13 protein-coding genes are annotated in these 14649 nt (G+C 49.5%); 2 read left to right on the top strand and 11 right to left on the bottom strand.

Translation table 11 applies throughout. The features are described from left to right. The first annotated feature begins 56 nt into the window (after window positions 1–56). Window positions 57–392: an ArsR/SmtB family transcription factor gene (locus ACQ5BJ_RS09995; protein ID WP_005551896.1), complete on the top strand. Its 336-nt coding sequence runs from the start codon at window positions 57–59 to the stop codon at window positions 390–392. Window positions 393–549: 157 nt separating this feature from the next. Then, window positions 550–2319: a SulP family inorganic anion transporter gene (locus ACQ5BJ_RS09990; protein ID WP_005551895.1), complete on the top strand. Its 1770-nt coding sequence runs from the start codon at window positions 550–552 to the stop codon at window positions 2317–2319. Window positions 2320–2398: 79 nt separating this feature from the next. Here the strand turns inward: ACQ5BJ_RS09990 and ftsY are convergent, their stop codons facing one another. The 11 genes from ftsY to rpmF form a co-directional block, all read right to left on the bottom strand. Next, window positions 2399–3400 (bottom strand): signal recognition particle-docking protein FtsY, encoded by a 1002-nt coding sequence (ftsY, locus tag ACQ5BJ_RS09985; protein WP_005551894.1) that lies wholly within the window; start codon window positions 3398–3400, stop codon window positions 2399–2401. Window positions 3401–3414: 14 nt separating this feature from the next. Then, window positions 3415–6987, bottom strand: coding sequence for a chromosome segregation protein SMC (gene smc, locus ACQ5BJ_RS09980; protein WP_430109891.1), 3573 nt, complete (start codon window positions 6985–6987; stop codon window positions 3415–3417). A 211-nt stretch (window positions 6988–7198) separates the two neighbouring features. Further along, entirely contained in the window at window positions 7199–7897 is a 699-nt protein-coding gene (gene rnc, locus ACQ5BJ_RS09975) for a ribonuclease III (protein ID WP_005551889.1), read from the bottom strand. A gap of 12 nt (window positions 7898–7909) precedes the next feature. After that, on the bottom strand, window positions 7910–9148 hold the full coding sequence (gene fabF, locus ACQ5BJ_RS09970; protein ID WP_005551887.1) for a beta-ketoacyl-ACP synthase II: 1239 nt from the start codon (window positions 9146–9148) through the stop codon (window positions 7910–7912). Between the two features lie 120 nt (window positions 9149–9268). Then, complete coding sequence (gene acpP, locus ACQ5BJ_RS09965; RefSeq protein WP_005551886.1) at window positions 9269–9505, bottom strand: acyl carrier protein; 237 nt, start codon at window positions 9503–9505, stop codon at window positions 9269–9271. Window positions 9506–9718: 213 nt separating this feature from the next. Then, window positions 9719–10465 carry a 3-oxoacyl-[acyl-carrier-protein] reductase gene (fabG, locus tag ACQ5BJ_RS09960; protein WP_005551885.1) on the bottom strand — a complete coding sequence of 249 codons (747 nt, stop codon included), beginning with the start codon at window positions 10463–10465 and terminating at the stop codon, window positions 9719–9721. A gap of 117 nt (window positions 10466–10582) precedes the next feature. Then, the gene (gene fabD, locus ACQ5BJ_RS09955; RefSeq protein WP_430109895.1) at window positions 10583–11515 is read right to left on the bottom strand and encodes an ACP S-malonyltransferase; all 933 of its coding nucleotides are present in this window, start codon (window positions 11513–11515) and stop codon (window positions 10583–10585) included. A 77-nt stretch (window positions 11516–11592) separates the two neighbouring features. Continuing rightward, window positions 11593–12579 carry a beta-ketoacyl-ACP synthase III gene (locus tag ACQ5BJ_RS09950; protein ID WP_268600679.1) on the bottom strand — a complete coding sequence of 329 codons (987 nt, stop codon included), beginning with the start codon at window positions 12577–12579 and terminating at the stop codon, window positions 11593–11595. A gap of 10 nt (window positions 12580–12589) precedes the next feature. Further along, a complete protein-coding gene (gene plsX / locus ACQ5BJ_RS09945) occupies window positions 12590–13588 on the bottom strand; it encodes a phosphate acyltransferase PlsX (protein WP_005551882.1) in 999 nt (332 codons plus the stop codon). Beyond that, entirely contained in the window at window positions 13572–14192 is a 621-nt protein-coding gene (gene fapR / locus ACQ5BJ_RS09940) for a transcription factor FapR (protein ID WP_005551881.1), read from the bottom strand. The genes plsX and fapR overlap by 17 nt, the downstream gene beginning before the upstream one ends. A 270-nt stretch (window positions 14193–14462) precedes the next feature. Then, a complete protein-coding gene (rpmF, locus tag ACQ5BJ_RS09935; protein WP_005551879.1) occupies window positions 14463–14636 on the bottom strand; it encodes a 50S ribosomal protein L32 in 174 nt (57 codons plus the stop codon). Window positions 14637–14649: the final 13 nt, after the last annotated feature.

Here is a 14649-nt window from a genome sequence, read left to right as displayed (position 1 = left end):
AAACTAACACTAACCTGTATTGGATTCTTTTATTGTGAATAAGGGAGAAAGCCAACATGTATCCGGATATTCAGCATTTTAAGGCGGAGTTTTTCAAAGCATTAGCGCATCCTTTGCGGATAAAGATTCTGGAGATCCTATGCGAAGGAGATAAAACAGTTAACGAAATTCAATCCATACTCGGAACGGAAGGATCTTCTGTTTCTCAGCAGTTGGCCGTTCTGCGCGGCAAAAACGTCGTGTATGGCGTTAAGGATGGAACCTCTGTTATTTATTCCTTGCGTGACCCGATGATCAAGGATTTACTTCAAGTCGCGAAGCAAATCTTCAATAACCACTTAGTCAATTCCATATCTATGTTGAAAAACATGAAAAACCAAGAATCGTCCTAAAAAAGAGAGGAATATGAGTCCCCGACTCCTGTTTCCTCTCTTTCTTGTATAAAAGCACACCACATCCCTTCCTATACGCTTTGACAGGTATGCGAATCACCGTTATCATTTTAAATATTCAAATAATCAAATATTTAGAAATGGTGGGGAGTCATACATGAAACCGTTGTGGCGCGGTCGCTATGCCGAATACAGCTGGCAATCTTTTAGAAAAGACATGATTGCAGGCATGATCGTCGGTGTCGTTGCCATCCCGTTAGGCATGGCATTCGCCATAGCCTCCGGCGTTAAGCCTGAATACGGCTTATATACAACCATAATCGCCGGATTTATTATTTCGCTGCTTGGTGGATCCAAGTTTCAAATCGGAGGCCCTACCGGTGCATTTATTCCGATATTATTCGCAATTGTCATGCAATATGGGTTTGAAAACCTGCTGATCGCTGGCTTTCTTGCGGGAGTAATGCTTGTCTTAATGGGACTGCTGCGCTTAGGGGCAGTCATCCGCTTCATCCCGCGGCCTGTAACCATCGGTTTTACTTCAGGGATTGCCGTCATTATTTTTACAGGTCAAATTGCTGACTTTTTAGGGCTTCACCTTGAGAAGCAGGACAGCTTCATTGCCAATATGCGTGAGCTGATCATTCATATCCCAGCGGCCAACTTGTACAGTGTACTGACATCCTGTATTTGTCTTGTTGCCCTTCTTCTCGTACCCAAGTACATGCCCAAGGTTCCAGCTTCCCTGGTAGGACTTCTTTTATCAAGCCTTATTGCTGCTTGGCTGTATCCGAACCAGGTTGCTACGATTGGTACGACATTCGGCGCGATACCTAGCGGTATTCCTGACTTCCATTGGCCAGCATTAAGTTGGGATCGTATCCTTTTACTGCTCCAGCCTGCTTTTGTCATTGCACTGCTCGGCGGAGTGGAGTCTCTGTTGTCTGCACTTGTTGCCGACAGTATGACTGGTGAAAAACATAACAGCAATCGAGAGTTGATCGGGCAAGGCATTGCAAATATGATCGCACCGTTGTTCGGGGGAATACCGGCAACCGGGGCGATTGCACGCACAGCTACCAATATTCGCAGTGGAGCTGCTTCTCCTATATCCGGTATGGTACATGCCATCGTCGTACTGCTCGTGCTGCTGTTCCTTGCTCCCTTTGCTTCAGCTATTCCCTTGGCTGCAATGGCCCCGATATTGATGCTGGTAGCCTGGAATATGAGCGAGCGAAAAACATTTGCCAAGATTGCACGAACGAAAACAGCAGACTCGCTTATTTTAGTTGTTACCTTTTTGCTGACTGTGTTCATGAATCTGACGGTCGCCGTTCAGGCTGGGCTTGCGATCGCCATCATATTGTTTATCAAGCGAATGAGTGAAGAAGTAAAGGTCGATAAGGTTCTGCCTGATCCGCAGGATCAGAAAGCCAAAGTATCTGCAAGCGTCGTAAAGGACGGGCGGAAATGTCCGCAAATTAGTATGGTCAGTGTTGAAGGGACGCTGTTTTTTGGCGCTGCCCACACGTTGGAGCAAGCACTATCCTCACAATGCGAGGATACACCGCATGTGCTAATTTTACGGCTGGGGCGTGTACCGTATTTGGACACAACAGCAGCTGCGCATCTATCCGCATTCGTGAGCCGTATCCAGCAGCAAGGCGGGATCGTGCTTATTACTGGGATTGCTCCTCAGCCAGCGCAAATGATGCATAAAACGGGACTGCAAGCCTTAATCGGGACAGAGCATTTTTTCAGAAGAACAGGCACAGCCATTGATTACGCTCTATCTCGGATTGCGCTATCCCAATGCCAAGGCTGTACACATTTTGCCTTTCGGGAGTGCAAGCAATTATGCTGTGCTCAGTCACTGCCGGAGCTATCCAAACAGCCGTTATCACAGCGAAGTACTTTGCAAATTTGATGAGTGCACAATATTCTAACCAATATCATTTCATAAAAAGGCGTCCCTGACTGGGACGCCTTTTTCTACCTGAATGGTCTTATGCTTGCTGTTCTTCTTCCTGCTCCGCTTCTGCAATCAGTCCTGCGAACAAAGCATGAACGAACTGCTCGGAATCGAATTCCTGCAAATCTCCCATTTTCTCGCCGAGACCAACCAGCTTTACTGGCAGGTTCAGTTCTTGACGGATCGCAATGACTATGCCGCCCTTCGCCGTACCGTCCAGCTTCGTGAGCACTAAACCGGTAACGCCGCTTTTCTCACCAAACAGCTTCGCTTGATTCAGTGCATTTTGACCCGTTGTTGCATCCAGCACCATCAATACTTCATGTGGAGCATCTGGCACTTCACGCTGAATGACGCGGAAGATCTTATTCAACTCTTCCATCAGATTTGTTTTGTTCTGCAAGCGTCCTGCTGTATCGCACAATAACACATCTACATTGCGCTGTTTCGCTGCCTGCACTGCATCGTACATCACTGCCGCTGGGTCAGAGCCTGCCTGCTGCTTAATGACGTCAACCCCAGCACGTTGTCCCCATACCTCCAGCTGTTCAATTGCACCAGCGCGGAACGTGTCTCCCGCCGCAAGTAAAACGGATTTGCCTTCTTGCTTGAAACGATGCGCCAGCTTTCCGATCGTAGTCGTCTTCCCGACGCCATTAACACCGACGAACAGAATGACGGTCATTCCATTCGGATTTATGTTCAGTTTGTTGGAATCATCGCCACGCAGAAGCCCGATAAGCTTCTCGGACAATACCGGCTGCAGATCAGCAGCGTCCTCGATTTTTCGCTTCTTCACCTCATCGCGAAGATCGTCAATCAAGTTCATAACGGTCGTCACGCCGACATCGGCACCAATTAAGATTTCTTCCAATTCTTCATAGAAGGCTTCATCGATTTTCTTGCGCCGCGTAATGAGCTCCGTTACCTTCTCCACGAGCCCTTTGCGAGTTTTCTCCAAGCCTTCCTTGAATATATTCGTTACGGACTCCGTCTTCGCTGCGATGCTATCCTTTAGCTTCTTAAAAAAACTCATGTCCTCTCCGCCCCTTATGCAATGATTGCTTCATCATCTTCCAACTTTACGGATACGAGCTTCGATACGCCGCCCTCTTCCATCGTAACTCCATACAGCACATCAGCCTCTTCCATCGTCCCTTTGCGATGAGTGACAACAATGAACTGAGTCTGCTCGGAAAATTCACGCAAATATTGAGCAAATCGCGTAACGTTCGCTTCGTCAAGCGCTGCTTCTACTTCATCAAGTACACAGAATGGAACCGGCTTAACATGCAGAATCGCGAACAGAAGCGCCATTGCTGTCAGTGCGCGCTCCCCACCGGACAGCAGTTGCAGGTTCTGCAGCTTTTTGCCTGGTGGCTGTGCCACAATGTCAATTCCCGTTTCCAAAATATGATCCGGATCAATCAATACGAGATCGGCCCGCCCTCCGCCGAACAACTTCGAGAACACGACGACGAACTGCTTGCGAATCGCATCAAATGTAGACTTGAACCGCTTTGACATTTCATCATCCATCTCTCGAATGACCTGATATAATGTCGTCTTCGCTTCGATTAGATCATTTTTTTGCTCACTGAGGAACTGATAGCGCTCATTTACTCGTTCAAATTCGTCGATTGCACCAAGGTTCACTTCTCCAAGCGCAGCGATCTGCTTCTTCAAATCACGCACTTCCTGCTTTGCTTCCTCAATATTTTCCGGCATAACGTACCGATGCTTTGCGAGTTCAAAGCTAATTTCATACTCTTCACTCAGCTTGCGCAGCAGGTTATCCAGCTCAACATCAAGCCGATTCGCTTGAATTTCGGTTTGGCGCATGGACTCTTCCACCTGTTTCAACTCTGTGCGCTGTTCCTTTGTATCACTCTCGGCAAGCTCCAATCGAGCAACACATTGCGCACGATCCGCACGCTTGAACTCGATCTGTTTGCCCGTTTCCTGCTTCTTCACGCTGAAATGATTTAAGTCTTCCGTCTGCTTCATCGTCTCGCGCTCTGCCGTTTCCAGATCAATCTGAACCTGTATCAACCCTTGTGTTAACTGCGTATACTCTTGTTCATACGCCTTCGCTTCCTGCTCGGATCGCGTCAGTTGCTCCTGCAGGGAGAACGATTCCTGATCCAGCTTGCCTTGACGAACCTTCAAATCCGTAAGCTGCGATTGCAGCACTTCCTTCTCTGACTCGTTCGCTTTGCGTGCGGATTCCGCTGTCTCAATCGAGACATGCAGCCGATCTTCATCAATTTTCAGCTCGGCAAGCCGCGCCTCCGCAGTACGACGGCCAGCATCCAGCGTGGACATCTCCTCTGCCGCGTGCGCCAGCTCTTGCTGCTCCATCTCAAGCGTTTCTGCCAGCTGGCGTTCTTCCTTCTCCAGCTGCGCAATCTCGCTTGTCAGCTGCTGTTCATTAATGCGCTTCGTTTCTCCTTGCTCTCGAAGATCATCCAGCCGCTTCAAACCAGTCGTTGTGCGCTGCTTCTGCTCCGTATAGGTTTCCGTCAACTTGGTCAGCTGCTTTTCAGCTTCCTTAATATCTGCTTCCAGCTGCTCCAATTGACGCTGACGTCCGAGCAGGTTCGCACTCTTCTTATTCAAGCTTCCGCCTGTCATAGAGCCGCCGGCATTGACGACATCGCCTTCTAGCGTCACAACACGATAGCGATATTGGAGCTTCGCTGCAATTCGGTTTGCGTCCTCCAGCGATTCCGCGATCACGACATTCCCGAGCAAGCTCCCAACAATGCTGGCATAGGCAGCGTCTGACTTAACCAGATCTGCTGCTACACCGACGAACCCTTCCGCTCCATTCACGATTCGGCGATCTGTATCATGCAGCGAACGCGGACGGATAACATCCAGTGGCAGGAAAGTCGCTCGGCCTAATTGGCGCTGCTTTAGGAACATGATCGCGTTCCGAGATACTGCCTCATTCTCCATAACGATGTGCTGCAAGGCTGCACCGAGTGCCGTCTCAATCGCCGTCTCCAGCTGTTCCGGTACGCGAATCAGTTCGGCAACAGCGCCGTGCACGCCCTGCAGTCCGTTTGGACGGCGGGAGGCCTTAAGCACTTCCCTTACACCGAGCATGAAGCCGTCAAAATCATTTTGAAGCTCCTGCATCGTATCACGACGGGACACCATTGCATCCGCTTTTTGCTGCCATTTGCGAACGGCCTGCTCCGTTTCGCCGAGAAGCGCCTCATCCTGCTTCAGCTGTTCACTCTCAGTCATATAACGGTTTCGAATATAAGCAAGGTCTTCCATGAGGGTTTCACTGCGGCGTTTCGCATCTTCTACCTTCTTTTGAAGATCCTTTTTCTCCTGCTCGCGCTTGTTTCGAGCTGTATTCATTTTATCGAGACGTTTTTGCAGCGCTTCTTTTTGCTGGTCATAGTACCGAATATCGTTGCGCTGCTGGGCCATCTGGTTCATAACCTCGAGCAGTTGCCCCTTCAGACTCTCTTCCGCATCCGAGCTTGTCCCTCCAGCTACACCAGCTAGCCGTGTTTCTTCCGCCACGATTAAGCCACGAATCTCAGCCATTTCGGTCTGCAATGCCAGCAGCTTCTCACGTACAGACTGTACTTCCAACTGCTTCGCACGCATCCGCTCCGATGTCGTCGTCAAGGTTGCCTTCATCTGCTGTTCATTCGACGTCAGATTCCGCTTGCGCTCTCTCAGAACCTCGCCTTGTCCCTCACACTTCTCATACTCTTCACTGTAGTGAAGAAGAGTAGCCTGCAGCTTCTCAAGCTCTTCTTCCAGCTTCCGCAACTCAATCCGATGCACTTCCAGCTTTGCATCATGCTCACTTACTACAGTTGATAAGGACAATTCACGTTCCTTCAACTGAGCAAGCTTCTCATTCGCCTGCTGCCAAGAGACATGAAGTTCTTCTATTTGATGAACATAGACTGCTATTTCTTTGTTTTTCAGCCATTCCCGCAGCTGCTTATAATGCCGTGCCTTTTCAGACTGCTCCTTGAGCGGTCCAATCTGATCCTCCAGTTCTACGACCAGATCATGAATGCGCAGCAAGTTCTGCTCGGTTTCGTCCAGCTTCTTTTTCGCGTCTCGTTTGCGGGATTTGTACTTAACAATTCCAGACGCTTCTTCGAATATACCGCGTCGATCTTCAGAACGAGTACTTAAAATTTCTTCAATTCGGCCTTGTCCAATTATGGAGTATGCTTCTTTACCGATTCCTGTATCCATAAACAGCTCGGTAATATCCTTCAATCGGCAAGCCTGCTTATTAATAAAATACTCACTATCGCCGCTTCGATGTACACGGCGCGTCACTGTCACTTCATTGAAATCAAGTGGAAGCGTATTATCGCTATTGTCCAGCGTTAATGACACTTCTCCGTAGTTCACAGCCTTGCGCGCATCACTGCCCGCGAAGATAATATCTTCCATTTTCCCGCCGCGAAGTGACTTGGCGCTCTGTTCTCCGAGCACCCAACGGATTGCGTCAGAGATGTTGCTCTTCCCGCTGCCGTTCGGGCCGACAACGCCGGTAATCCCCTGGACGAACTCTAATTCCGTCCGATCCGCGAACGATTTGAAGCCCGCCAGTTCCAACCTTTTTAAGAACATCGTTCTTCGATCACCTCAACGATTATTGTACCATATCGCGAATCCGAATCGTCGCATGGACATCCTGTCAATTTTCCGCGCGGTAACGTAGCTTCGGACAAAGAAAGAGCAAAAACCAGCCTGTAAGCAGCTCCAATTCCGCTCGCTTCGCGCGCTGTTCTTTGCTCTTTCTGCGAAACTGGCCGACGACGCGCGCCGGCCTTACAGTACGTTATGATTTCGGAATGACTAATTGCTCGAGTGCCTGTGCCGCTGCCTGCTGCTCCGCTTCCTTTTTCGAACGGCCAACTCCGCGGCCTAAGCATTCGTCACCCATACATACTTCAGATACGAATTCACGTTCATGTGCCGGGCCGCGTTCCTCGATAATTCGATATTCAAGCGAACCCAAATTGTGATGCTGCGTTAACTCCTGCAGCTGTGTCTTGTAATCATTCGTCTGCAGCTTACCGTCAAGCGAGATTTGCGGGAATATATGCTCGCGCAGAAAATCCCGCACCACCTCTAAGCCTTGATCCAAATAGAGCGCGCCGATGAACGACTCAAAAACATCCGCCAATAAAGCGGGACGAGTGCGTCCTCCCGTTAGCTCTTCTCCCTTGCCTAGCAGAACGTATTTGCCAAAATTAAGCTGATTGGCAAATTTCACGAGAGATGGCTCACATACGATGGAAGCACGCATCTTGGTCAACTCCCCTTCGGGCCGTGTCGGACATCGGTGATACAAAAATTCTGACACTGTCAGCTCCAACACAGCATCGCCCAAAAATTCAAGGCGTTCGTTGTCTTGGTGCTGGCCGAAGCGATGTTCGTTCACATAGGAAGCATGGGTGAACGCCTGTTTCAACAGCTGTCTGTTCCGAAAATGAATGTTCAGTTTCTGTTGTAACTGCTTCAATTCTACACTCAACTGTCTGACTCCTTATGCTTCGTATTTCTTCAAGACAATGGTAGCATTATGTCCGCCGAAGCCAAATGAATTGGACATTGCTACTTGAACATCGGCTTTGCGAGCTACATTCGGAACATAATCGAGATCACATTCCGGATCCTGATTGTCCAGGTTGATCGTTGGCGGAATCATGCCGTTCTGCAGCACCAAGCTGCAAATAACCGCCTCCACGCCGCCTGCTGCACCGAGCAAGTGCCCTGTCATGGATTTTGTAGAACTCACTGCTGTCTTATATGCATGGTCACCTAACGCGGACTTGATCGCTTTCGTTTCCGAACGGTCTCCGACAGGAGTCGAGGTGCCATGCGCGTTGATGTAATCAATTTGTTCCGGTGACAATTCGCCATCAGCCAGCGCACGTGTCATGCACAATGCAGCGCCTGTCGGATCTGGCTCTGTCATATGATGAGCGTCTCCGCTCATGCCATAACCGGCTACTTCTGCATAGATATGAGCACCACGAGCCAGCGCATGCTCCAGCGATTCCAGAACAAGCACGCCTGCGCCCTCGCCCATAACGAATCCGTCACGGTCTACATCGAACGGACGGCTTGCGCGTTCCGGCTCATCGTTGCGCGTTGACATCGCACGCATCGCACAGAAACCTGCCATACCGATCGGACGAATCGTCGCCTCTGCCCCGCCGCAGATCATTACATCCGCATCGCCGCGCTGAATAATCTTGTAAGCGTCACCGATGGAATGTGTACCTGTTGCACAAGCAGATACAGCCGCTGTATTCGGTCCACGGGCTCCGACTGTGATGGATACCTGTCCAGACGCCATGTTCGCAATCATCATCGGAATGAAGAATGGACTAACACGCTTAACGCCTTTTTCCATCAGTACCGTATGTTGATCTTCCCAAGTACCAAGACCGCCAATACCGGAACCGACAATGACGCCGACACGATCTGGATTCGTCTGTTCTCTGACATCCAGCTTCGCATCTTCCAAAGCATTCTTACTCGCTGCTACCGCGAATTGAACGAATCGATCCATTCGTCTTGTTTCTTTTTTATCCATGAAATCTTCCGGATTGAAATCCTTCACGGAAGCGGCAATTTGCGTCGGATAATCTGTAACATCGAACGCCTCAATACGAGATACTCCGGATTTCCCTTCCAACAAGTTGTTCCAGAATGTCTCAATTTCCGAGCCGAGAGCGGTTACGACACCCATGCCGGTCACTACAACCCTGTGCTTCAATCAGAATCACCTCTACTTCTGCAGTTCAAGCTTCTATATGATGGAGAATGCGGCCCCGCCGCACTCAGATATTGCGATAATGAGGAGAAGTCCCGTTAACGAAGAACGGGACTCGGTAACTTAGGTATGAGATTGTATGTAATTCACTACTTCTCCAACCGAAGTAATTTTCTCCGCGTCTTCATCAGAGATTTCCATATCAAACTCATCTTCCAATTCCATCACCAATTCCACAACATCGAGGGAATCAGCGCCAAGATCCTCTTTGAAAGATGCTTCAAGCGTAACTTCTGCTTCATCAACGCCAAGGCGTTCAACGATGATGCGCTTTACACGCTCCAACACTTCTGCTGACATCCGGTTCACCTCCTCTTTGGTATTATACGAAAAAACATTGTAAATTGCCATATCAAAACGGCTTGCTGGTAGAAACGACCTGATCTCTCACGGCCATTTCCAATTATTAGGGCAAAGTTGCTAATTGCCAATCTATCAGCAATTTTGCACTTCCACCCTATATATCGCTTAACGTCCATGCTGCCATGAACGGAGAAGCCTAGAAGAAGCCTCTTACATGTACATGCCGCCATCTACATGAATGGTTTGGCCTGTCATATATTCCGCATCATCAGATGCCAGAAAGCGAACCGCCTTCGCAATATGCTCTGGCTGACCAAGTCTGTTAAGCGGAATCTGACTGAGAAGCTGCGCCTTCATCTCATCGGACAACGCATCCGTCATATCCGTCTCAATAAAGCCTGGCGCAACGCAGTTCACCGTAATGCCGCGCGATGCAAGCTCGCGGGCAGATGCCTTCGTGAGGCCAATAACGCCTGCCTTAGCAGCGACGTAGTTGGCTTGGCCTGGATTGCCGAGTACGCCGACAACGGACGAGATATTAATAATGCGGCCGGAACGCTGCTTCATCATCGGACGTGTTACTGCCTTAACGCAGTTGAATACGCCTTTCAAATTCGTTTCGATGACTTGATCAAATTCTTCCTCTTTCATCCGCATAATTAAATTATCTCTTGTAATTCCGGCATTATTCACCAATATGTCAATACGGCCAAATTGATCCAGCGCTGCTTTCACAAGAAGCTCAGCCTCTTCTGTCTTGCCCACATTTGCTTGAACGGTGATGGCTTTGCGTCCCAGCGCCTCAATGGCTGCAGCTGTGTCCTTCGCAGCAGCCTCACTGCCTGCATAGTTCACAACTACATCAGCACCAGCCTCTGCCAAGCATAACGCAATCGCTCGGCCTATGCCGCGAGAAGCGCCTGTGACAACCGCCACTTTGCCTTCAAAGCTCGACATGGTCATGTTCCTCCCTTATATTTTCCGGGCGCATACCGCAGCGGGTTGCGCCCAGCTTCATTAGATTTATCAGTACAAGTGCTAGTTAATTAAAAAACTCTTTTCTATAAAAAACCGCTATTCAGCTGCATGGAACGCTTTAATTGCCTCAAGGCTGTTGAGCGATACTACTTTAACCGAACGGTCGATCTTCTTAATCAATCCAGCAAGCACGGATCCGGAACCCAGCTCAATAAAAGTGTCCACACCTTGCTCGATCATGTAGCGTACACTGTCCTCCCATAATACTGGCGAGAACACCTGCTCAACGAGCAGTTCACGAATGCGCTCTCCTCCTTGCTCAGGACGGGCAGACACATTGGCAACGACGGGCACTGCTGCATCATGGAAGTCTATCTTTTGAAGCGCTTCTCCCAGTCTTTCAGCGGCTGGCTTCATTAGCAAGGAATGGAATGGACCGCTAACCTCTAATTGCTTCACGCGCTTCGCGCCAGCTTCCTTCCCTCGCTCAATGACAGCTGCAACGCCTTCCACTGTTCCTGACACAACGATTTGTCCAGGGCAGTTGATATTAGCCATCTCAACAGAGCCCGTTGTGCGGCTAATATCATCACATAATGCGCCTAACTGTTCACGCTCTGCTCCAAGCACAGCAGCCATGGCGCCTTGTCCATTCGGAACAGCCTGCTCCATGAATTGCCCGCGCTGGCGAACGATGGCGACTGCATCCTCAAAGGAAAGTACGCCCGCAACGACAAGCGCGCTATATTCGCCTAAGCTGTGTCCTGCTACATAATCTGGACGAATTCCGGACGCTTCAAATGCGCGATACAGCGCACAGCTTGTCGTTAGAAGTGCAGGCTGTGTATTCGCTGTCTGCTTCAATTCTTCATCCGGCCCATTAAAAATGAGCTCCTTCAGCGGAAATCCAAGCACTTGTTCCGCTGTATCGAACGCTTCGCGCGCAGCAGGAACCGCTTCATAGACATCCTTGCCCATCCCGACCGCTTGTGCACCTTGTCCAGGAAAGACGAATGCAATTTTACCCAAGTTTGTCCACTCCTTAATCATATCCGTATATGAGTGCGAATCAGAACTGTCTCATATTTTCACGAAGAGAACATTCATTACCAAACGATAACCGAAGCTCCCCATGTTAAACCGCCGCCAAATCCAACGAGCAGAATCGTGTCTCCCTCTCGAATGCGCCCTTGCTCTGCTGCCTCTGCAAGTGCAAGCGGAATGGAGGCTGCCGATGTATTTGCATAGTATGGCAAATTAATAATGCATTTGTCCTCCGACAAGTTCAACCGTTCCAAAGCTGCATGTATAATCCGCGTATTCGCCTGATGCGGAATCATCAAGCTGATATCTTCCTTCTTCTTTCCAGCCTTCTCAAGCGCTTCCTCAGCCGCATTCCCCATAATGCGCACAGCGAACTTGAATACTTCACGGCCATTCATATAGAGAAAATGACGCTTGCCTTCAACCGTCTCGATCGAAGCCGGCATTCTTGAGCCTCCAGCTTCGATTTTCAGCAGCTCTCCTCCGTTGCCGTCTGCGCCAAGCACGAAAGATTGGAATCCTCGGCCTTCCGGTACTGGACCAAGTACCGCTGCACCTGCTCCGTCGCCGAACAAGATGCATGTGTTGCGATCCGTGTAGTCCGTAATGCGCGACAGGCACTCCGCACCAATTACAAGTGCGTATTTGTAGGTTCCCATCGCGATAAAGTTTCTGGCATTGGCAAGTCCATATATAAATCCTGAGCAAGCTGCCGACAAATCAAATGCCGCCGCCTTCGTTGCCCCGAGACGCTTCTGCACCAGACAAGCAGTGGATGGGAATGCCATGTCAGGTGTAACCGTCGTTACGACAATCAAATCCAGTTCTTCTGCTGTAATGCCCGCCGCTTGCAACGCCTTCTCTGCCGCATGAAATGCCAAGTCTGAAGTAGCCTCATGCTCCGCCGCAATCCGGCGCTCCTTAATTCCAGTACGTGTTACAATCCATTCATCACTCGTATCGACCATTTTCTCCAAATCGGCATTGGTCAACACACGTTCAGGCACATATTTGCCTGTACCGATAATGCCTACTGAACGCAAACTCATCACGCATCACTCACTTCCCACTGTTAGTTCCGCCGACTCCTATAGAAATCGTCTCGATCAGATCATTTTGCAGCGCTATACGTGCTTGTCGAACCGCATTATGAACAGCCCGCGCATCCGAAGAGCCATGGGCCTTAATTACAAGTCCATTCAATCCTAGCAGCGGAGCTCCGCCATGTTCCTTGTAGTCCATCGTCTTGCGCAGACCCTTAAGTGCTGGCATCAACATGGCCGCCGCCAGCTTCGTATACCATGTACGCGTGAATTCCCGCTTCAGCACACCAAATAATGAGCTGGCCGTTCCTTCTAACGATTTCAGCATGACATTGCCTGCGAATCCGTCGCACACGAGTACGTCACAGGCGCTTTCCAATACGTCTCTGGCTTCGACATTGCCTACGAATTGAATCGGCAGTTCCGCGAGGAGCGGATATACCTGCTTCGTCAATTCATTCCCCTTCATTGCTTCCGTCCCCACGTTCAGCAGACCGACGCGAGGTCTCGACATGCCGTGCACCTTTTCCCGATAGATGCTGCCCATTAAAGCATATTGAGCAAGATGCTCCGGCTTCGCATCCATATTGGCGCCCAAGTCCAGTGCTAGCACGCCTCTTCCGTCCATCGTCGGGATCATAGGGGCCAATGCAGGTCGCTCAACCCCATTCATTCGTCCTACGATCAGCAGACCTGTTGTCATCAACGCCCCTGTATTGCCTGCAGATATCATACAGTCCGCATCACCTTCACGAACCATGCGGCCCGCAACAACCATTGAGGCTTCTTTCTTACGACGAACCGCTTTAACTGGCTCATCATCAGCCTCAATCGTATCTGGTGCATGAACGATGCGCACATTAGACGTGGAAGAGGTCATGTACGGAGCAAGCTTCGCTTCATCTCCTATTAGCAGCAGCTCAACGTCTGACCATTCCTTAGCTGCGGCCAATGCACCCTCTACATTGCTTTGCGGCGCATTATCTCCTCCCATTGCATCAATGGCGATTCTCATGCAGTTCTCCTCCTTCGCTGCTAATCACCGTTCCTGCCGAACGATAGATGACAAAGTTCCCTTGGAACACCATTTCTTCTCCCACATAACTGAACACTTCTACCTTCGCCTTGCTTCGTTCGCCTGAGATGGATCGCACATACGCCTTCGCGATGCACTTCTCGCCCAGTTTCACGGAACGAAGGAATCGAATATCTGCTGATGCCGTTAATGCAATCTCATCATTAATGACCGCAACTGCTAGCGAGTTCGCCTGAGCGAACAGATGATGTCCGCGTGCAATATGCGTTCTGGAGAATACATGCTCTTCACGGATTTCAAATATCGATATCCCGCTGCGATCCAGCTGCAAATCTACAATATCACCAATGACTTCATGCAGTGGCAAGGATTTTACTTGATCATAGGAGAGCTCTGCCATCAACTTCAGTCGTTCCCTTAGTTCAGGAATCCCAAGCTCCATCCGGTCAAGCCGGATCGTCTGGATGCTCACCTTTAGCTTGCGGGTCAATTCCTGATCGGTCACGAATGGATTCTCTTCAATGATTGCAGCTAGCTTCTGCTGACGCTGTCTTTTAGGTAAACGCTCGATGTCCCGCACCACCTTTGCTCGTTGCCCATATGCTAGAGGCTTGGCACGCTGCTCAACTGCGAATCGTGCTGGCCTTTATGTATATCATAGATCATTTTAAACCGTTTTGGAAAACTCATTTAGAACCTGGTACTAAGAGTAGTATATATAAAAATCTCCTCAAAGAAAAGCACCAGTTTTATACCTTTTCTAATTTTCCTAATTTTATCCAAATAGTCTAAACAAAAAAAGTAGCACTCCGCGAGATCGCGAAGTACTACTTTTCCTCGTATTGGTATACGATTATTGTTTGATAATCTCTCTAGCTTTGTATGTTCCGCACACTTTGCATACATGGTGCGCCAATTTCAACTCACCGCATTGTGCGCACTTTACCATGCCGGGTACGGACAATTTGAAGTGCGTACGGCGCTTGTCACGACGTGTTTTCGACGTTCTTCTTTGAGGTACTGCCATGTTTACACCTCCT

It is taken from the genome of Paenibacillus sp. B1-35, from assembly GCF_050474385.1.
Classification (GTDB): Bacteria; Bacillota; Bacilli; order Paenibacillales; family Paenibacillaceae; genus Paenibacillus_B; species Paenibacillus_B alvei.
Note: the sequence above shows the minus strand (reverse complement) of the source record. Positions and strands in the feature narration are given on the sequence as shown.